The 20,038-nt window shown below is 64.1% G+C and carries 14 protein-coding genes; 4 read left to right on the forward strand and 10 right to left on the reverse strand.

Going from position 1 to position 20,038, the window contains the following annotated elements; genetic code table 11:
• The 7 genes from D7D26_RS09600 to D7D26_RS09640 all read right to left on the reverse strand — a co-directional run.
• On the reverse strand, positions 1 to 3,261 hold a 3,261-nt coding region (locus D7D26_RS09600; protein WP_147413065.1), incomplete at its 3' end, for a beta strand repeat-containing protein.
• Positions 3,262 to 3,533: 272 nt separating this feature from the next.
• Entirely contained in the window at positions 3,534 to 3,977 is a 444-nt protein-coding gene (locus D7D26_RS09605; protein ID WP_120372903.1) for a hypothetical protein, read from the reverse strand.
• A gap of 58 nt (positions 3,978 to 4,035) precedes the next feature.
• Positions 4,036 to 5,289 carry an ATP-binding protein gene (locus tag D7D26_RS09610; protein ID WP_233543531.1) on the reverse strand — a complete coding sequence of 418 codons (1,254 nt, stop codon included), beginning with the start codon at positions 5,287 to 5,289 and terminating at the stop codon, positions 4,036 to 4,038.
• Between the two features lie 955 nt (positions 5,290 to 6,244).
• On the reverse strand, positions 6,245 to 7,468 hold the full coding sequence (locus D7D26_RS09625; protein ID WP_078015772.1) for an ABC transporter permease: 1,224 nt from the start codon (positions 7,466 to 7,468) through the stop codon (positions 6,245 to 6,247).
• Between the two features lie 15 nt (positions 7,469 to 7,483).
• Entirely contained in the window at positions 7,484 to 8,182 is a 699-nt protein-coding gene (locus D7D26_RS09630) for an ABC transporter ATP-binding protein (RefSeq protein ID WP_120372906.1), read from the reverse strand.
• 1 nt (position 8,183) lies between these two features.
• A complete protein-coding gene (locus tag D7D26_RS09635; RefSeq protein ID WP_120372907.1) occupies positions 8,184 to 9,356 on the reverse strand; it encodes an efflux RND transporter periplasmic adaptor subunit in 1,173 nt (390 codons plus the stop codon).
• Positions 9,353 to 10,624 carry a TolC family protein gene (locus tag D7D26_RS09640; protein WP_120372908.1) on the reverse strand — a complete coding sequence of 424 codons (1,272 nt, stop codon included), beginning with the start codon at positions 10,622 to 10,624 and terminating at the stop codon, positions 9,353 to 9,355. The genes D7D26_RS09635 and D7D26_RS09640 overlap by 4 nt, the downstream gene beginning before the upstream one ends.
• Positions 10,625 to 10,792: 168 nt before the next feature.
• Here D7D26_RS09640 and D7D26_RS09645 point away from each other — a divergent pair, with 168 nt between their 5' ends.
• The 4 genes from D7D26_RS09645 to D7D26_RS09660 all read left to right on the forward strand — a co-directional run bounded on the left by D7D26_RS09645 (position 10,793) and on the right by D7D26_RS09660 (position 17,408).
• Entirely contained in the window at positions 10,793 to 15,049 is a 4,257-nt protein-coding gene (locus tag D7D26_RS09645) for a DEAD/DEAH box helicase (RefSeq protein ID WP_120372909.1), read from the forward strand.
• Between the two features lie 56 nt (positions 15,050 to 15,105).
• Positions 15,106 to 15,645: a bifunctional adenosylcobinamide kinase/adenosylcobinamide-phosphate guanylyltransferase gene (locus D7D26_RS09650; protein WP_078015777.1), complete on the forward strand. Its 540-nt coding sequence runs from the start codon at positions 15,106 to 15,108 to the stop codon at positions 15,643 to 15,645.
• Between the two features lie 44 nt (positions 15,646 to 15,689).
• Positions 15,690 to 16,295: a uracil-DNA glycosylase gene (locus tag D7D26_RS09655; RefSeq protein ID WP_120372910.1), complete on the forward strand. Its 606-nt coding sequence runs from the start codon at positions 15,690 to 15,692 to the stop codon at positions 16,293 to 16,295.
• A gap of 240 nt (positions 16,296 to 16,535) precedes the next feature.
• Positions 16,536 to 17,408: a LysR family transcriptional regulator gene (locus tag D7D26_RS09660; RefSeq protein WP_078015781.1), complete on the forward strand. Its 873-nt coding sequence runs from the start codon at positions 16,536 to 16,538 to the stop codon at positions 17,406 to 17,408.
• 122 nt (positions 17,409 to 17,530) lie between these two features.
• On the opposite strand, the gene D7D26_RS09665 is transcribed toward D7D26_RS09660, so the two are convergent.
• The 3 genes from D7D26_RS09665 to D7D26_RS09675 all read right to left on the reverse strand — a co-directional run.
• Complete coding sequence (locus D7D26_RS09665; RefSeq protein WP_120372911.1) at positions 17,531 to 18,496, reverse strand: hypothetical protein; 966 nt, start codon at positions 18,494 to 18,496, stop codon at positions 17,531 to 17,533.
• Between the two features lie 18 nt (positions 18,497 to 18,514).
• Positions 18,515 to 19,396 (reverse strand): DMT family transporter, encoded by an 882-nt coding sequence (locus D7D26_RS09670; protein ID WP_120372912.1) that lies wholly within the window; start codon positions 19,394 to 19,396, stop codon positions 18,515 to 18,517.
• Positions 19,397 to 19,567: 171 nt separating this feature from the next.
• On the reverse strand, positions 19,568 to 20,038 hold a 471-nt coding region (locus tag D7D26_RS09675; RefSeq protein WP_199674751.1), incomplete at its 5' end, for a YadA-like family protein.

The following is a 20,038-nucleotide window of genomic DNA, read 5'->3' on the forward strand; positions in this document are numbered from 1 at the left end:
GTCGAGGAGGATGCCGGGGGCGCTTCCGTGGGGGTCGGCGCCGATGGTGTAGGTGGCGTTCTGTCCCGCGGCGAGGGTGGCGGCTTTCAGCTGGCCTTCGGTGGCGGCTTGTCCGGCTCGTATGCCGGTTCCCCAGCCGGTGTCGAGGGTGGTGTTGCTCAAACCGGCGATGGTGCCTGTCGCGCCGTTGAGTTTGATTTCGTTCGTGCCACTTTTGACTGTGACGCTGGCGAACTCGGGGGGCTCGCTCATGACGAGGTCGAAGCCGTCGCCGGCGGCGTTCTTTTTCACGCCGAGGTTCTTGCCGGATGCGCCACTCGTCACGCTTGCCAGTCCGCCTTTGAGGTTCAGGGTCTGGCCGAGGGTGCGGTTGACGGCGCCGTCGTTGCCGGCGAAGTTCAATCCGCCGGACAGGGTGCCGGTGATGGTGGTGATGGCGCTGTTGTTGCTGATGTCGATGTTTTGACCGAGGTTGGGGTTGGCAGATACGGTCACTTTCGCGCCGTCGCTTCCGTCGGCTGTCACGGTCACGTCGATCATGTTCGCTTCGCCTGCGAACTTGATGTTCTTCTTGGTCGCGCCGCCGAGGGTGATGTCCTGTTTCGTTCCGGCTTCGTTGCTGACGGTGAAGCCACCGGCGAGGTTCTGCACGGTGGTGTTGTTGGCGATCTGGTTGTTGATGGCGGTGTTCAGGTTGGCGGCGTTGACTTTGTACTTCACGCCGCTCGTGCCGACTTCGGATTCGATAATGTTGCCGTCGCCGGCGAACGTGATGATTTCCGTTCCGGTCTTGTCCGCGGTGATGGTTTTCGTTCCGGTCCCGGCGTCGGCGATCTTGAATTTCGCTTCGACGTTATTAATCACGGTGAAGCTGTTGTTGATGGTATTGCTCAGTGTCGAACCGTCCAGGCCGATGGTGAGGCCGCCCGCGTCGACTTTCGTGGTGACGCCGCCGGCGCCTGTGACCACCAGCGGAGTGGCGCTGTTGATCAACTTGCTGCCCGGTACGGCTTCCGCGTCCTTGATCGTCCAGTTCGCCGTTCCGCCGATGGCGCCGGTCAGGGCCGCGGTGTCGAGGCTGTACTTCACGCCGTCGGTGGTCATGGCGGACTTGATGTAGGTGCCGTCGCCTTCGAATTTGACGGTCGGTTCGGTGTCCTTGGCCAGCGTTACGGTCTTCTTCGTTCCCGTTTCCGCAGTCACGCCGAATTTGGCGCTGATGTTGGTGATCGGGGTCGTGGTCGCGTTGTTGATGTTGGTGATCACGCTGCCGGTGATGTTCTGGGCGAGTTTGGCCGTGTCGATGCCGTAGGTGACTTTGGTGCCGGTCAGGCCGACGGTCATGGTGTCGTCGGTCGTCGCGAATTCCACGGTCGGAACCGGAGTTCCGCCCAGCTGCACGTTGTTCGTCGTGCTGCCGGCTTTCAGGTCAAAACCGGCTTTCAGTGCGGTGATGTCGGTGCCGTGCTGAACGACCGTAGTGTTGCTGTTCACCTGATTGTTGATCTGGCTGTTCAGCGCTGTTGTGTCGAGGCCGACGGTCAGTTTCTTGGCGGCGGCGTCGTAGGCGGTCTGGACGTAGTTGACGCCCGCGAACTCCAGGGTGTCGCCGGCCACGATCGGGCCTACGCTGCTACCGGATTTGACGTTGAAACCGGCTTTCAGGGCGGTGATGTCGGTGGTGTGCCCGTTTACCGTGGTGTTCAGACTGGTGATGGCACCGTTGTTGGCGATGTTGAGGTGAGTTCCGAGGTTCGGGTCGGTCTTCACGGTGACGGTGGCGCCGTCGGCGGCGCTCGCCACTTCGACGAGGATTTTGTTGGCTTCGCCTACGAACTGGATGTTCTTCTTGGTCGCGCCACCGAGGGTGATGGTCTGTTTGGTGCCGGCGGCGTTGCTGACGGTGAAGCCGCCTTTGAGGGCGTTGATGTCAGTGGTGTGTCCGGTGACGGTGGGGTTGTTGGCGATCTGGTTGTCGATGGCGGTGTTCAGGTTGGCGGTGTTGACTTTGTACTTCACACCGCTCGTGTCGACTTCGGATTCGATGATGTTGCCGTCGCCGGCGAATGTGATGATTTCCGTTCCCGTTTTGTCGGCGGTAATGGTTTTCGTTCCCGTCCCGGTGTCGGCGATCTTGAACTTGGCTTCGACGTTATTAATCACGGTGGAGCTGTTGTTGATGGTGCTGCTCAGATTCGCGCCGTTCAGGCCGATGGTGAGACCGCCCGTGTCAACTTTGGTGGTCACGCCGTTTTCGCCTTTCACGACCAGCGGCGTGGCGGCGTTGATCTGTTTGCTGCCGGGCGTCGGGCTCTCGTTGTCTTTGACGGTCCAGTTGGCCGCTCCGCCGATGGCGTTGTTCAGCGCCGCGGTGTCGAGGCTGTACTTGACGTCGTTCGCGGTCATCGCGGAGGTGATGTAGGTGCCGTCGCCTTCGAACTTGATGGTTTCCGTGCCGGTCTTGTCCGCGGTGATGGTTTTCGTTCCCGTCCCGGCGTCGGCGATCTTGAACTTGGCCTGCACGTTGGTGATCGGGGTGGAGCCGTTGTTGATCTGATTGATCACGCTGCCGATGATGTTCTGCACGAGTTTGGTCTTGTCGATGCCGTAGGTGACTTTGGTGCCGGTCAGGCCGGTGATCTGACGGGTGACGCGCATACTGGCAGGGGTCGAAGAGCTGGTGTCGCCCACGGAAAGAGCCGCGCGCGTGGCTCTCCATTCTCGACCGTCTGAAGAGTTGCCCAGATATCCGAGCTGCCCCGCCTTTGTATCAGCTTTCGAGTAGCTGCCAAGGGCGACGCCGTCGGCAACAGTTACCTGACCGCCGATGGCAATGCCATGTGTGGCGGCTGTGGATGTCGTTCCCATCAGCGCCAGCGAGTCTTGCCCATCTGTTTCTGCATGAAAGCCCAGTGCAGTGGAACGCATACCTTTCGCTTTTGCGTTACTTCCGATCGCGAAAGATACACCACCCGTGGCTTTCGCATTACACCCTATCGCGTAACTTTCGTCGTCGGTCGCCCAAGCCTCGTACCCTATCGCCACGGAATGATGGCCAAGCGCCTTGGCGGAAGTTCCTATCACAGACTCTGACACACTTCCCAACACGGCGCCCGAGCCAATCCTCAGATGATCCCCGGTAACGTCGACACCAAGAGCGCTCCCCGCTCCCGTCGTTCCTCCCAGCGCCAGCGCCAGAAGCAGGGCCGCCGCTTTTCGTCCGAAAGGCGGCTTCCGCCGTCCCGTAACTTTCACTTTCATCTTCATGACCTCCCCGAAATATGCGCCGCGCCGTTCCGCTTTTTCAGCGCTCCGTCCGGCGCGGCGCTTGTGGTAGCATACAATAAGCTACTCTGAGAACGTTCACAATCATATCGTACCCCCCCGCGTAAAGATTACTTACTGTATGTATCGGTCTCCCCTCCGCAGCGGTCAGCGCCGCCGCGGTTCCCGCGGCGGTCGGCGGCTGCCGCGCCGGGGCCGGCGGATGCCGATGGAAACGGTCAAAATCAACAATCATTTTCAGAATTTATTTACCGAAAAACATCGTTAAAGACAGAAAACTTCATGAAAAACATCGGATCTCCGCCCGGCCCGCGCCGCGGAATTTCCCAGAGGTTTGTCGCGCGATATTTCAGTGAGGAAACATGATGGACCGCCCCCGCCGCCGTCCGCAGGGCGCACGCGCCTTTTCGAAGGGCCGGCGGCAAACGTCGCGCCCCCGGACCGATCGAACGGTCCGGGGGCGCGACGTTATGCGGTTTTAGGGCCGCCAGCCGGCGGCGATGGCGAAGCGGACTTTCGCCGTCGCGGTACAACGGCAGCTTTTCGCGCCCGATATACAGGACGCTCCCGGCAATCCCGCCGCCCTCGCTCCTTCCGGTGCAGGCGACGCAGCGCGCTTCATCGTCGTGCGCGTATTCGCCTGCCCCTTCGGTGACAAATGTTTCGCCGTCCGTCGTCGTGGCGACGCGCACCGCGACGTCTTTTTCCTTATTACGGTTTTACCATGGATCTCCCATTCCTTCCCGGCTGTCAGAACAGTTCGACGCGATTCAGCAGAAAATCGCCAAGCGCGCAGTGGAAAATCCCGTTTTCGTCATAGTAGCTGTGCAACAAGTCCATGCGAATCACGATCTTTTTGAAAAAATCGTTCGTCAGCCACAGCGAAGCGAGCTCAGACGAAGTTTTGCTCTCCATGCCCATTCTCAGCGCCGACTGGATATAGATCCTTCTGTTCGTATCGTTGACGACGAAATCGATCTCTTTCCGCACGTTGCCTCCGCCAGCGCGGTCGCTGACTACGCCGACATCGACGGAATAACCTCGGCGGACAAGCTCATTGTAAATCACGTTCTCCATGATGTGTCCCGGGTCGAACTGCCGGTAATTCAGCCGCGCGTTGCGCAGGCCGAGGTCGGTATAGTAATATTTGTTGGGGTACTTGAAATACGATTTGCCCTTCACGTCAAACCGCTTCGCCTCGCTGATCAGGAATGAATCAAGGGAATACTGGATATAATTCGACACAAGCGAAGGATTCACCTTTTCCCGTCTCATGCTCGTCAGAGCGTTTGCGACGGCTGTCGGATTCGTCAGCGAGCCGATCTGCGAGGCGAGATAATCAAGGATGCCGTTCATCAGGTCCTCCCGCTCAACGCCGTTGCGCTCAGCGATGTCTTTCAGATACAGCTCGTTATAAAGAGACATGAGATAATCTTTCTTGTCTTTCTCATCATCGAGAGAAAGCAGGCGCGGCATCCCGCCATAAAGCATGTACCGGTCAAGCGCCGCGCGCTCGTCGCCGCCGACATGCGAGTATAATTCCGCAAACGACAGCGGATAAACGCGGATCTGCGTCGCCCGCCCGCGAAATTCCGTCGCGATGTCGCTGGACAGCCCTCTGGAATTGCTCCCCGTCACGTACACGTCAAGATTTTTGTACGCTTTCAGCTCGTTCAGCATGTCGTAGACAGTCACAGAGATACCGCCACTTTCGCCGTCGAGCGCCGTCGAAGTCATCTGAACTTCGTCGAGCAAAAGATAAAACCGCTTTTTCGACTCTTTCTGGATCAGCGACTCGACAGACTCGCACAGGACGATCGGATTGCGGTATCGATAGAACCTTCGCTGATCGAGCGCGATCCTGACGATCTGTTCGTCCTTCACGCCCTGACTGAGCAGATAATCGTAAAACAGCTCGAACAGCAGCACCGATTTCCCGCAGCGGCGGAGTCCCGTGATGACCTTGATCTCTCCGTTCCACATGGCGCGAACGATTTTGTTCAAATAAAAATCCCGTTTAATCATATATTTCACCTCAAAGTCATATCGTAACCGTTATAACTACAATAATGATTATAGACTTCCATTCAGGAAAAAGCAATTCGTCCCTTCATCGTGCCGTTTCATCCTGACATGATTTTTGACAGGCATCGCATTCAGAATGAAATGAAAACCTCTCAGCGCCGAATATTCACTCAGGAAAAGGAGGGAACAGGCAACGAGTAAATCCCCAACCACAGTCGCGCTCAGCGGTATGAATAAAGCCGCCTTAACGAACATAATCCTTCTTTAAAAAGAGCACAAGACAGACAACAAACGTCACGCCCCCGGACCGATCGAAACGGTCCGGGGGCGTGACGTTATGCGGTTTTAGGACTGCTAATCGCTGCCGGCGGCGATGGCGAAGAGGAACGGGAACAGGAAGAGAAAATCGTCCCGGTCGCGGCGATGCCGCCAATACCGCGGAGGCGGCGGACGGTGCCAGGCCGGCGGCGGGGGCGGCATCCTCCGTCCCCAGTAGGGCGGAGGCGGCGGCCCGGGGCGCCAATCGCGGCGAGGCGGGGGCGGTGGGGCTGGGCGGAAGCCGGGGTGAAAGGGCGGGGGGGGGGCAGGACGCCAGTCACGCCGCGGCAGAGGCGGGGGAGCAGGGCGAAAGCCTGGACCGCCCGGTCCGGGACGGAAAGGCGGAGGGGCGGGACGCCAATCACGGCGAGGCGGGGGCGGCGCGTGATGGAAGCCCGGACCGCGTCCGAAAGACGGCGGCGGCCCGCCGTGGAATCCCGGCCCCGGGCGCGCGCAGGCCGCGCCCGCCAACGTCAGGACCGCCAGCGCCGACAGCGCCAGACGAGCATATTTTCTGCCGGTGAATTTCATGTGAATACCTCCTTTAAAGGATTTACTCTGCGGAGTGTATATGAAAAAGCGGAGTTTACGCAAAAACGCCGCTGATCTTCGCGCCTCATTCGTATTTCAGCGCGTCGATGGGATCGAGCAGCGAGGCCTTGGCCGCGGGGTAATAGCCGAAGCCGATGCCGACCGCCGCGGAAAACACGAAAGCCAACGCGATGGAACCGAACGTGAACACCGGCGGCGCCTGCGTGACCGAGGCCAGAGCATACCCCGCGCCGACGCCCAGGCAGATGCCGAGGATGCCGCCGATCACCGACAGCGTCACCGACTCGATCAAAAACTGCAGGCGGATGTTGACGCTCTTGGCGCCTACGGCCATGCGGATGCCGATCTCGCGCGTGCGTTCCGTGACCGAGACGAGCATGATGTTCATGATGCCGATGCCGCCGACGACGAGCGAGATGACGGCGATGGAAGCCAGCAGCATGGAGGTGACGCTGGTGGTCCTGCGGCGCGCTTCGAGCATCTGCGAAAGGCTGCGCACCGCGAAGTCGTCGGCCTGGCCGCCGCGGATCTTGTGGCGCTCGCGCATCAACATCGTGATCTCGCTGGTGATGTACGAAAGCGATTCCATGGACACGCCCTTGACCTGGATGGTGCCGACGCGGCCGGGCGTGTTGTCCCACTTGACGAGGCGGCTCTGCGCCGTTTTCAGCGGCACGAGGATCAAGTCGTCCTGATCCATGAAGCCGCCGGTGGATTGTCCTTTCGCGGCGAACACGCCGACGACGGCAAAGGGCACTTTGGCGATGCGGATCGACTTGCCGACCGGGTCTTCGTGGGGAAAAAGCTTCTGCGCCACGGTGCTGCCGATCACGGCCACCTTGTTGCCCTGGCGCTGGTCCGATTCGCTGATGTTGCGTCCCTGCGCGATCGCGTACCCCTGCACGTCGCCGTACGACGGGGTGCTGCCGTAGACTGCCGTGGACCAGTTCGTGTTGCCGTAGACGACCTGCGCGCTGGCGTTCACGACGGGCGCCACGGCCGCGACGCCGGAGACGTTGGCGGCGATCGCCTCGGCGTCGCCTTCGGTCAGGTACTTGGCGGTGTCGCCGGTGGATTGGGCGTTGCGCTCGCGCATGACGGTGACGGAGTTGGTGCCGAAGGAGGCGATCTCCTCGTCGATCACCTTGTTGGCTCCCGCGCCGACGGCGAAGGCGGCGATCACGGCGCCGACGCCGATGATGATGCCCAGCGTCGTCAGGAACGAACGGGTCTTGTTGCGCCGCAGGGCGCGCAGCGCGGTACGAAAAATCTCCACGAGGGAAATCATGAACGTTCACTCCTTTTAAGTGCGCCGATGTTCGTTAAGCCGGTCTTCGAGGATCACGCCGTCGCGGAAGAGCAGCTCGCGCCCGGCGAAGGCCGCCACGTCCGGTTCGTGGGTGACGAGGATGATGGTGATGCCTTCTTCGCGGTTGAGCCGCTGGAACAGGCGCATGATCTCGTCGCTGGTCTTGGAGTCGAGGTTGCCCGTCGGTTCGTCGGCCATCAGGATCGGGGCGTGGTTGACGATGCCGCGGGCGATGGCGACGCGCTGCTGCTGGCCGCCGGAAAGCTGGCTCGGCTCGTGATACAGGCGCTCGCCCAGCCCCATGCGCGCCAGGGCTTCCACGGCGCGCTCGCGGCGCTCCCTGGCATGGACGCCGGCGTAGAGCATGGGCAGCTCGACGTTTTCGACGGCGCTGGTGCGCTGCAGCAGGTTGAAGCCCTGGAACACGAAACCGATGGTGCTGTTGCGGATCGCCGCGAGCTCGTCGCGGTTCAGTTCCGAGATGTCGCGGCCGTCGAGGAAATATTGGCCGGACGTGGGCTTGTCGAGGCAGCCGAGGATGTTCATGGTCGTCGACTTGCCCGACCCCGACGGCCCCATCATGGCGACGAATTCGCCCTTTTCCACGACGAGATCGATGCCGTGGAGGATCTCCACCTGCCCGCCGCCGAGGCGGAAGCTTTTTTTGACGTTTCTCAGCTCGACGAGCGGCATCTTATTTCTTCTTTTCCGCTTGCAGGTTGAAGCCGACCAGCACCCTCGCGCCTTCCTCGAGGCCGGAGAGGATCTCGGTGCGGTCGCCGTCGCTGATGCCCTTTTCCACTTCGACCTTGGCGGGCTTTTTGTCGATCAGCACGTACACACCGGGCGTCTCCACCGCGGCCACGGCGCCGCGGCGGGAAGGCGGCCCCATGGTCACCGCGGTGCTGGCGACGGGGCGGAAGCGCAGCGCCGCGTTGGGCACGAGCAGGACGTCCTTCTTCTCGGCGACGACCAGCGAGACGTTGGCCGTCATGCCGGGCATCAGTTTTTCTTCGTCGTTGGCGACTTTGACGATCACCGTGTAGCTGACGACGTTGTCGCTGGTGCTGGGCGAGATGCGCACCTGCGTGACCTTGCCGGAGAACGTGGCGTCGGCGTAGGCGTCGACGGTGAACTCGGCGTCCTGACCGACCTTGACGCTGCCGATGTCGGCCTCGTCGACGTTGACTTCGACCTGCATCTGCTTGAGGTCGCGGGCGATCTCGGCGATGCTGGGCGTCTGATAGCTGGCGGCCACGGTCTGTCCCTTCTCCACGTTCTTGGCGACGACGACGCCGTCGACGGGCGAATAGATTTTCGTGTAGCCGAGGCTGATCTCGGCCTTGCGCAGCGTGGCCTCGTACTGGGTCACTTTGGCCTGCGCGGCCATCACGTCGGCGTTGGCGGTCGCCTGGGAAGCCACGTCGGCGTCGAGTTCGCTGCGGGCGATCAGGTCCTTTTTGATCAGCTCGCGGGTGCGCTTCAGGTCGCGGTCGGCCTTGAGCAGCGTGGCCTTCGCCTTGGCCAGGTCCGCCTTGGCGGAGAGGACGTTGGCCCTGGCCATGTCGACTTCGGCCTGCTGGGTGCGGTTGTCCATCACGGCGATGAGCTGTCCCTGCGCGACCTTGTCGTTGTAGTCGACGTAGATGTCGTTGATGGTGCCGCTGATTTGCGTGCCGACGTCGACGGTCTCCTCGGCGCTCAGGGTGCCGGTGGCCTGGATGACGCTGCGCAGCGAACCGCGGGCGGCGACGGCCGTGCGGTAGCTCACGTCGGCGCTGGCGGCGCGCCGTTCGCTGTACCAGTACACGCCGCCGCAGCTGAGCGCGACGACGGCAAGAAGCGTGACGATCCTTTTCAGTTTCATGATCCGGAAACCTCCCCCATGGCTTTCTCGAGGCTGAGCCGCGCCTCCTTGTGATTGTAAAGGCTCGCGATCAGCGTCGTCTGCGATTGCGCGTAGGCGTCGACGGCGTCGGAAATCTCCAGGCTGTCGCCCACGCCGGCCCGGTAGCGGCTCAGCGCCAGATCGAGATTTTCGCGGGCCTGCCGCTCCGCCGCGCGGGCGGCGTCGATGGAAGCGGCGCTTTCCCGAAGGCTCTGCCAGGCCTGGCGCACGTCGAGCACGACGTCCTGCGCCAGCTTGTCGCGGTTGGCCCGCGCCACTTTCAGATCGGCTGTGGCGCCGGCCACGCGCGCTTTCGTCTCGCCGCCGTCGCCGATCGGGATCGACAGGCTGAGCCTGGCGTTCCACTGGTCGTCGTCGTAAAATCCCGAGCCGCCGAAGCTGTAGCCGGCGCTGGCGGTCAGATCGGGGGCGTTGTTCAGCTTCGCCGCGGTCACGTCGGTCTTCGCCTTGTCCACCAGCAGGTTCTGAGCGGCCAGGTCGGCGCGGTTCGCGGCCGCGCGCTTCAGCGCGTCGCCGAGGGCGATGTCCCATCGTTCGTATTCCAGTTCGTCGGCGACGCCGTCGATTTCCAGTTCGGGCGCTCCCATCGCCGAGGCGAGCCGGGCCTTGTACTGCTCCGCCGCGGACTCGGCCTTAATCAGCGAGAGTTTGGCGTTGGCCAGGTCGGTCTCGGCCTTGGTGACTTCGATTTTGGCCTTGGCGCCGGCCGCGTAATAGGACTTGGCCCAGTCGAGGCGTTGCTGGTAATTTTTCACCTGTTCGTTTTGCACCGCCGTGTCGCGCACGGCCTTGTTCAGGCTGTAATAGGCGTCGCGCACGTCGGCGACCACGCTCTCGCGGGTGCGTTCCAGCGTTTCCCGCGCGGCTTTTTCGCCGAGCTTGGCGCTTTTCACGGACGCCTTCGTCTTGCCCCAGTCGTACACCGTCTGCGAGAGCGAAACGCCGGTGCTCCAGTCGCCGTCGCTGCCGCCGCTGTTCGCTCCCTTGGTGGAACCGTTGCGCGCGTAAGAACCCGTCGCGCTGGCTTTCAGCCGGCTGCCGGATGCGGAGAGCGAGGCGGCGGCATGGCGCGATTCCGCCGTCCCTTCGGCGGCCGTCAGGCTGGGATGGGAGGCCAGCGCCTTTTCGACGCACTGCGCCAGCGTCAGTTTTTCGCCGGCCATGGCGGGGACGCCGAGCAGAAGCAGGCAGCCGCCCAAAGCCAGAGCGCCGGTTTTTTTCCTCATGTGAGTCACCTCGTCGAATGATCTGTCCGTTCCGATTTCGTTGGCTTCAGTCTAGCGCCGCCCATTCCGTTTGGCATTGTCGAAAATACCAGTTCGCCCCCCGGTGAATTCCCTACTCCGCGCGGAAAGGCTATAATAACGACAGATGAAAAAGGCAGGTGACGCGCAGTGCAGCTTGATTTCGAACGGGAAAATTTGCTTTCTCTCTACCGCAAGACGGACGGCGACGAGAAGCACGCCTTGCGGATCCTGGCGGCGGCGGTCGGCCCCGTCGCGGCGGGCGCGTACGAGACGATGCTCCATTCCCGAAAAGCGGCCCGCATCTCGCCGACTCTTCCCGGTTTCGACGCGGCGGCGCTGCAGCGCTGGAAACGGCTCGGGCTGGCCGGGCGCGAGCGGGGAGCCGAGGGCGAAGGCTGGTCCGTCGTTCTGCCCATCCGCGAGCTGGTCGCCCGCGAAACGGTGCGCGAGAACTCCTTCGCGCTGTATTGCGAAGCCGTGGAGAGCAAACTGCATCTGCCCTCGCTGCGCGCCGAATTCGGCGGCGGCTATCGGGTGTTCAGAGAGCTCTGGCGCGCCGTGTACTTCCTGCGCAAATATTTTTATCTGGGCGACTCCGAAAGTTTCATCCAGCTGGGAGCGCTCGACTTCGCCGGCGGGGAAGCCACCGAAGAGCAATGCCTGAGCGTTTTTGCCGCCACGGTGCTGAACAACCCCTTCGACCGCGAGATGTTTCGCGCCCTGCCGAAAGTCATGCGCCCCTTTTTCCTCGAAACGCTGCATCTGACGAGAATGAGCCCGGAACTGCGCGCCTTTGCGACCGACGCCGAAGAAGAACTCTGCCGGTCCGGCGACTTTCCGGAGCTGGCGGCCCTGCTGGCCGACCAGTACTGCCATGCCGGGCTCTTCGCGAAGGCGATGGAGCTGCTGCCCAAGCTCGACGACGCCGGTCGCGACCGCCTGCAGGCGGTCGACGCTCTGGTGCGCGGCGACCTCGAAGCGGCGCGCAAAAGCTACGCGCGCCTGGCGCGTCGTCCCAAACGCCGCGCCGGCAAGGCTCCGCCGCCCGTCAACCTTTGGGATCCGTTTTACATCCCGGTGCTGGCGGCGCTGCGCGAAACGCCCGACAAGATCGCCGCCGCCGCGCACAAGGAAAGCAACCGCACCGAATGGGCGCGCGGCGGGCGCCTTTACGACGCGCTCGGCGTCCTCGCCAAAGGAAGTTCCGCCAATCAGGCGGCGCTGTTCGCCGAAGACGATTTGGTCAAGACGCTCGACAGGGCCGTTCGCTCCATGCTGTGCGCCCCGCCCCGCCAGGACGAGAAAGCGCTCGACGAGCGGTTCACGAAGCTGATGGACTCCCTCGGGCTCGGCGCGGCCGACCTGTGCCATCTGCTGCTGGCGGCGCGCTGGATCGCGCCCCGGCTGGCCAGAACGTGGCGGGCGTTCTACCGCATCGCGGCGTTCCACCTGAACAGCCTCGGCATGTCGTTCGTCGCCAGCGAGCTGGAAGCCGCCGGCGAAGCGCTGGCAAGCCGACAGGACGACGGCTGGCACCCGCTTCGCGACCTGTTCAGCCCGCGTCCGCCGTGGGAGTGCGCCCTCGACGCACTGGAATCGCTCGCCGGCGACGCCGGCGGAGTCCGGAAGAAAGGCGAACGCCGCCTCCTCTGGCTCGTCGAGATCGCCAGACCGGCGTGGCTGGAGGAGGACGAACCGCTCGTCGCCGTGCGCCCGCTCGAACAGACGCTGCAGGCCTCGGGGAAATGGAGCAAGGGGCGCGAGATCGCCCTTAGCTCCATCGCCAACGGGCTGGAACGCATCCCCAACCTGAGCGAGCAGGAACGCCGCGTCGCCGACGCCGTGTACGATCGCGGCTCTTACGGCAAGTCGGAGCTGTGGCTGGACGGAATGCAGGCGCTGCACATCCTCGCCGGGCTGCCCAACCTCGTCCGCGCCGACGACTTTTCGCCGCTCGAAGTGGTCAAAATCGAGCCGCAGCTGGAAGTGACCGCCGTCCCGTCCGGCTGCCGCATCCTCATGACGCCCGCCAACCCGCGGGGACGCGAATACGCGCTCAGCGAAGAGTCGCCGTCGCGGCTGCGCGTCACCCGTTTTTCGCCGGTGCATCTCAACATCCTCGCCATTCTCGGCGGCGAGGGCGCGCTCGTTCCCGAGGAAGCGCGCGCCCGCACGCTGAAGATCCTGTCCCGGCTGGCCGCGAACGTGACCGTGCAGTCCGAACTGGAGGGCGCGCCGCAGAGCGTCCCCGTCGAAGAAGCCGACGCGCGCCTGCACGTTCAGCTCTCGCCCTGCGGCGACGGCCTCAACGCGGAGATCGTGGTGCGCCCATTCGGCGGCGAGGGGCTTTCCTGCCGCCCCGGCGGCGGCGCGCCGACGCTGTTCGGCCTGAAAAAGGACGACGCGGGGAACGAGCGGCGCGTGCAGGTCAAACGCGACCTCGCCGCCGAAGCGCGGAAGACGAAGGAACTTTTCGCCGCCTGCCCGGCGCTGGCCGAAAACGGCGATCCCGACGACGGGCGCGCGCAGCTCGCCGCTCCCGACGCGTGCCTCGAACTGCTTTTGCAGCTGCAAAAAATCCCCGACGTGACCGTCGAATGGCCGCGCGGCGGCGCCATGACCGTGCGCCGCGAGCTGGACGGAAGCGCCATGCTCGGCGCGATCCAAAGCGTCGGCACCGACTGGTTCGCGCTCTCCGGCACCGTCGCCGTCGACCGCGAACTGACGCTGTCACTGCGCCAGCTCATGGATCTGCTGCGGCAGCGCAAAGGCCGCTTCGTCCCCGTCGGCGCGGGGCAGTTCGCGGCGCTGACGCGGGAATTCCAGCGCCGCCTGGAAACGCTCGACTCCCTGACCGACGCCAAGGGGCCGGAACTGCGCGTGCCGGCGCCGGCCGCCGCGGCCGTGGCGGAGCTGTTCGACGAAGGCGCTTTGGCCGCCGACAAAAAATGGCGCGAGCTGTGCGAGCGCTTCGACGAAGCGAGGGATCTCGCGCCCGAAGCGCCGCGCGCGCTGCGCGCGCAGCTGCGCCCCTACCAGCTGGAAGGATTCCGCTGGCTGGCGCGCCTCGCTCACTGGGGCGCGGGCGCCTGTCTGGCCGACGACATGGGGTTGGGCAAAACCGTGCAGACGCTGGCGCTGCTGCTGTACCGCGCCGAGGGCGGCCCGGCGCTCGTGGCCGCGCCCACGTCGGTCTGCGGCAACTGGCTCGAGGAGGCGGCGCGCTTCGCGCCGACGCTGAACGTCGTCGATTACCGCAGCGCCGGGCGCGAAAAGGCGCTCGCCGCGCTCAAGCCCTTCGACGTCGTGCTGGCGTCTTACGGCCTGCTGCAGAGCGACGCGGAGTCGTTCGCGCAGAAACGGTGGCACACGGTCGTGCTCGACGAGGCGCAGGCGGTCAAGAACATGTCCACCAAGCGTTCCGCCGCCGTCATGGGGCTGCAGGGCGACTTCCGCATGATCATGACCGGCACGCCGGTCGAAAACCGCCTCAGCGAGCTGTGGAACCTGTTCCGCTTCCTCAACCCCGGCCTGCTCGGCTCGCTGGAGCGCTTCAACCGGCGTTTCGCTTCGCCCATCGCCGCGGGCGACGACGGCGCGCGGGCCCGTCTGCGCCGGGTGATCGCGCCGTTCCTGCTGCGCCGCGTCAAGGAGCAGGTGCTCGACGACCTGCCCGAGCGCACCGAAGTGACGCGCCGCATCGAACTGAGCCCGCAGGAATCGGCGTTCTACGAAGCGCTGCGCCAGTCCGCCGTCGAGGCCATCGACGCCGCCGGAAACTCTCCGGAGGCGGACAAGCGCTTCGCCATCTTCGCCCAGCTGATGAAGCTCCGCCGCTGCTGCTGCGCCGTCAAGCTCGTGTCGGAAAGTGTGGGCGCGGCGATCCCCTCTTCCAAGCTCGAAGCGCTGCTCGAACTTGTTGCCGAACTGCGCGAAAGCGGGCATCGCGCCCTGATCTTCAGTCAGTTCACCGACTATCTGCGCCTGATCGAACGGGCGCTCGCGGAACGGGGCGTGCCCTGTCTCTATCTGGACGGCGCCACGCCGCCGGGCAGACGCGCCGAACTGGTGCGCGCGTTCCAGGCCGGACGCGGCGACTGCTTTTTGATCAGCCTGCGCGCCGGCGGCACGGGGCTGAACCTGACCGGCGCCGATTTCGTCGTCCACATGGATCCGTGGTGGAACCCCGCCGTCGAGGACCAGGCCTCGGACCGCGCCTACCGCATCGGCCAGACGCGCCCGGTCGCCGTCTATCGCTTCGTGGCCGCCCGCACCGTGGAGGAGAAGATCGTCGACCTGCACCGCCTCAAGCGCCGCCTCGCCGACAGCCTGCTCGAAGGCGCGGACACGCCGCGTTCGCTCGATCTCGAGGCGCTGGCGGCGCTGATCCGCGACGAAGCGTGAGGAAGCGGCGCGTCCGCCGCGCCGGCAAAAATTTTCGATTGAAGGAGGCGTTACGCATGAACAGCGAATGGAGGTCGCCCTCGGGCGTCCAGGTCCGCATGGTGACGGGAGGATGGCGCAGCGGCGCCAGCGCTTTCGCGCTGAAACTGGCGCAGGACTGGGAGCGGAAAACGATCGTCTCCGCCCAGACCTCCACCGAGGAAGACATGCTGGAGCACATCGCGCTCTATCAAAAAGGCCTCGACGACGGCTGCGAAACCATCGTCGAGGGCGTTCATCTCGACCAGGCGCTCGACAAGGTCCGCGGCGGCGTGTGCATCGTCGACGACCTCGGCGCCTGGGTGAGCAACCTGACGAGCGGCAGTTTCCGCTTCACCGGCGAGACCTGTCCCGAGATCGAAGCGTTCGTCAGAAAACTGCGCCGGCCGCCCTGCGAGGTGATCGTCGTCACCCGCGAGCTGGGCATGGGACTGCCGTCCGACCGGATCGCCGAGCGGCGCTACCGCGACGTCGTCGGCCGCCTCAACCAGCGCATCGCCGCCTTGGCCGCCTCGGTCTACCTGTGCGTCAGCGGGCTGCCGCTCAAGCTCAAATAATTCGTGTATAATACCCTCGAGAACTTTTCCGGGGAGGGATCCGCATGTCCGCACTCAGCGCGCTTCATCAGCGCGTCTGCCAATGTCGCAGCTGTCCGCTGGGACAGGCCGACGGCGTCCGCGAGGACGGCTCCGCCTTTTATCACGTGCCCGGCGAAGGGCCCGAAAACGCCCGCCTCATGATCGTCGGCGAAGCGCCCGGCGCCGAAGAGGAGCGCACCGGCCGCCCCTTCGTCGGCCGTTCCGGCCGTCTGCTCACCGAAATCCTCGCCGCGGCGGGTTGGGAGCGCGAAGAGATCTTCATCACCAGCGTGTGCAAATGCCGGCCGCCGAAAAACCGCACCCCGTTGCGGACGGAGATCGCCGCCTGCCTGCCGTGGCTCACCGCCCAGTTCGAGGCGGTCCGTCCGCATCTGGTGCTTACCGTCGGCAACGTGCCTTCGCAGACCCTGCTCGGCGTCAGGACCGGCATCAACGAGCTGCGCGGCCGCTTTCATCAATTTGCGTGGAACGGCCAAACCATGACGCTGCGGCCGCTGTTCCACCCCGCCTACCTGCTGCGCAACCCGCGCCGCGTCGAGGGCTCGCCGTGGGACAAAATGCTCCGCGACCTGGTCGAAGCGCGCGACTTCCTCGCCGGGCGAGGTTGAGCGCGCCGCCGGACGGGAGCCGCCGCAAAAACGCGAAGGGAAACGAAAAAGGTCTCGTCTGGAATTCGCATTCCAGACGAGACCTTTTTTTATCCTTGAAGTTTCGCCGCAGACGGCGTTCTTCTTGCTTTTCTTCGCATCGCGCTGCGGCGCTTTTCCGCATCCTCCCGCGCCGTTGCCGTTTGACGGAGTTTCGTGTAGAATTATATTATAGATTTCAGTTATAAAGGAGTGCTTTCTATGGAACTCTTTCATTTGCGGTACTTTATGACTGTCGCTAAATACGAAAACTTCTCGAAGGCCGCCGAGGAACTGTACATCTCCCAGCCGTCGATCAGCAAGGCCGTGCTCTCGCTGGAGAAGGAGCTCGGCGTCTCGCTGTTCCTGCGCAAAGGCAAGCGCGTGCAGCTCAACGACACGGGGCTGGCGCTGAAGCGCAAGCTCGAGCCCGTGATGAGCATCCTCGACAATCTCTCCAAGGAGCTCAGGGTCGTAGCGGGACATTCGCGCTCGACCATCGTCTTCAACGTGCTGGCCGGCTCGTCGCTGCTGCCCGACATCCTCCTCAAGTTCAAGGCCATGCATCCCTTCATCGACTTCCAGATCATCCAGAACGCCCGCACCACCAAGTGCGACCTCTGCATGCGCACGGCGCTGCCCGACGCGGCGCCGGAGAACAGCCGCGTGGTCATGAACGAGGAGATCCTGCTGGCCGTCCCCATGCAGTCCCATCTGGCGCTGAAAGAGTCGGTGCGGCTCAAGGACCTGCGCAACGAGAACTTCATCATGCTCGGCAAGCGCAGCCCGATGCGCGAGATCGCCGACCGCTTTTTCGCGCTGTGCGGCTTCGTCCCGCACGTGGGATTCGAAAGCGACAATCCCGGCACGATCCGCGGCCTCGTCAGCGCCGGCCTGGGCATCTCGTTCTGGCCGGAAGCCACGTGGGGGCATCTGGCCACAGACAAGGCGCGGCTGGTGCACATCTCCGACCCGCTGTGCAGCCGCAACATCTACATCACCTGCGACGAACGCGGCAAACTCAACGACCAGACGCGAATGTTCCTCGACTTCGTCGTCGACTATTTCCACGGTCTTCTGAAAAAAGCTCGTTAAAAAGCCGCGCCGCATCCGCCGGGCAATGTTCCACGTGGAACAACGAAAGCGGGCGGAAGCCGATGATCCAAATCTCATCGGCTTCCGCCCGCTTTGCGTCGTTCAGGGGCAAAATGCCCGCATCACAGCGTCAGGCAAACGGGGCGGCCGGCTTGGGGCAGCACGTCCCAGATCACTTCGCAGCGGTCGGGCGCAGCTTTCAGATCTTCGAGCGCGAGCGTCCAGATCTCCATCGGGTTGACGGGGCGGATCAACTCGTCGCCCAGCGCTTTCAGCCGCGCCAACGAAGCGTCGGCCTCGGCGCGGGTGCGGCTGACGAAGATCAGCCAGTTGACGCTGTCCTGTTCGTGAACGTCGCAGTCGAGATAGCCGGGGATCGCCAGCCGCCGCAGCTCCCAGAGCAGGCGGTGGAAGCGCCCGAGCGCGTCGAGCTGTTCTTCCGCCGTCGCCGCGGCCGAGAAGTAAAAGCGGTCGGCGTTGACGAGCCGGTGCTCGTCGCCCGGATGTCCCCTGAAGTCGCGGTAATTCTCGAAATCGTAGTTGACGATCAGCGCCAGATCGAGCCCCAGACGTTCGCCGGGCAGTTCCCGCCACGCCGCCCAGGCGGCCGGGTCGGGGATCTCCGCGCGGCGCCGGCGGTGCGGCACGGCAGGATGGGCTGCGAGCATGGCCTTGAAACGCGGTTCGTCGGGATAAAGCCAGCGCAGTTTTCCGCCCTCGATACGCCATACTTCTTCACGCCGCAGCGCCGGCCGCACGGGCCAATCGGGACGGACGACGTAGCGCTTCAGCCCCCAGCGCTGCACGTTCGCGCGCTCCAGTTCCAGCCACAGCGCCGTGGTCAGCAGGCAGCGTCCCGCGTTTTCCGGCTCGCCGCCGGGGCGCTCGTCGAGAAACATCTCCGCCGCGGCCCGGCGGAACGATTCCGCGCCGGATCCCGTCAGCGCGTAGACTCCGCCACGCTCCTTCAGCAGCCCCCGCGCGGTCAGTTCGTCCAGCCCCGCTGCGTCTTCTCCGGCGCGTTCCAGCAGCTCGCGGTCCCAGCAGGGATGATCCTGGCTGAAACGGGTCAGCAGCGATTCGTACATTTCATCCTCTCCCCTTCGTCAACTTTTATGAAGAGCGTCCCAGCCCGTCAGCGCCATACAGGCAAATTCCAGCGCCATGCCGGCCGCCTGCACGGCCGTTGCCGTCTCGCCGAGAAAAAACAGTCCCAGCAGCCCCGCCGTAAGCGGCTCCACCAGTCCGATCGTGTAGGACTGTCCCACGGTGATGCGCGCCAACGCCAACGCAAAGAAGAAATACGGCACCGCCGTAGGGAAAAATCCCAGCGCCAGCGCGCTCGCCATACCGCGCCCCGTCGCCAGCCAGCTCATGTCGCGTCCCCACAGCAGCGGCAGCATCAGCGCCGCGCCCCACAGCAGGGCCGCGCCGTTGCTCTCCAACGGGCCAAGCCCACGCCGCGCCAGCAGCTTCAAATTCAGCCCCAACAGCGCGTAGACCAGACCGCCGAGAAGCCCCCACAACAATCCCGCCGCCTGAAAAGAAGCGCCCGCCGAACCGGGCGCAGCCGCCAGACAGCTGCCGGCAACGCCCAGCAGCGCCGCGAACCACCAGAGCCGCGACGGCGCCTCGCCGAGGAAACAGCCGAGAACGCCGGCCATGACCAGCGACGATCCGATCACCAGCATTGTGCCCAGAGCCACGCCGAGCACATCCATGGACATGAAAAACCCCGTTTGGTTCATCGCCGTACAGATCCCGGCCAGAAACGCCGCGCGCGCCGTCGAAAAAACGCCGCGACGGCGAACGGCCAACGCCGCCGCACAGAGCATGACGCCGCCGAAAAACAGCCGCGTCCACGCCAGCGCCAGCGGTTGATCGAGGGCCGCCACCGGCGCGAAGCGCGAAATCGTGCCGCTGCCGCCCCAGAACAGCCCCGCCATGAGCATGGCGAAGACGCCCAGACTGCGTGACGCAGAACTCAATCTTCCCACTCCTCCCGCCGCTCCGCCGCTTTTCGTTCATTATAGCAGGGCCCCTCGCCCCGAACAGCGCCGCGACTTCACGTACAAGAGGCACGGCAACCCGCTTCAGCGGTTACCGTGCCTCCTGCGTTGCCGATCCCGTTTCTTCTCCGCCGCGGCGGCGGATTCCGTTTACTTGAGCTTGCCCGAAGCGCGCAGCAGGCGTTCCAGACGCTCCATGCGCTCCTTCATCTCCGCCTGTTCGCGGGCCTGCGAAGCTTTCAGTTCCGCAATCTCGTGCGCCTGCGAGGCCACCTGGGCCTGCAATTCGGCGTTCTCCTTCTGCATCACGTAGACGCTGCTGATCGGGCCGGAGCGGTAGCGCGCCGGGATCGCGTCCTTGTCTTCCTTGCGCCCGATCTTCCACGTCAGCCCGGCGTTGGCCATCGACTCGCCGTGATGCGTGACGGACACTCCGGCGTGGACCATGAAGTCTTCTTTCAGGTAGTGCGCGAAGCCGAGGGCCAGCGCGTACTCGCCTCTGTACGCTCCGAAGCCGGCCATGATCTGGCTGGGTTCGACGGGGTCGTACTGCATCGGTTTCAGGCCGGCGAGGGCGGAGCCGAGCGCTCCGGTGGTCTTGATTTCGCCTCTCAGTTCGCC

Source organism: Pyramidobacter sp. CG50-2 (genome assembly GCF_003612005.1).
GTDB lineage: Bacteria > Synergistota > Synergistia > Synergistales > Dethiosulfovibrionaceae > Pyramidobacter.

Bases quoted from the DNA above. Each gene is read 5' to 3' on its own strand.
- D7D26_RS09625 (WP_078015772.1), bottom strand. From the start codon at position 7,468: ATGATTTCCCTCGTGGAGATTTTTCGTACCGCGCTGCGCGCCCTGCGG.
- D7D26_RS09630 (WP_120372906.1), bottom strand. From the start codon at position 8,182: ATGCCGCTCGTCGAGCTGAGAAACGTCAAAAAAAGCTTCCGCCTCGGC.
- D7D26_RS09635 (WP_120372907.1), bottom strand. From the start codon at position 9,356: ATGAAACTGAAAAGGATCGTCACGCTTCTTGCCGTCGTCGCGCTCAGC.
- D7D26_RS09640 (WP_120372908.1), bottom strand. From the start codon at position 10,624: ATGAGGAAAAAAACCGGCGCTCTGGCTTTGGGCGGCTGCCTGCTTCTG.
- D7D26_RS09650 (WP_078015777.1), top strand. From the start codon at position 15,106: ATGAACAGCGAATGGAGGTCGCCCTCGGGCGTCCAGGTCCGCATGGTG.
- D7D26_RS09655 (WP_120372910.1), top strand. From the start codon at position 15,690: ATGTCCGCACTCAGCGCGCTTCATCAGCGCGTCTGCCAATGTCGCAGC.
- D7D26_RS09660 (WP_078015781.1), top strand. From the start codon at position 16,536: ATGGAACTCTTTCATTTGCGGTACTTTATGACTGTCGCTAAATACGAA.
- D7D26_RS09665 (WP_120372911.1), bottom strand. From the start codon at position 18,496: ATGTACGAATCGCTGCTGACCCGTTTCAGCCAGGATCATCCCTGCTGG.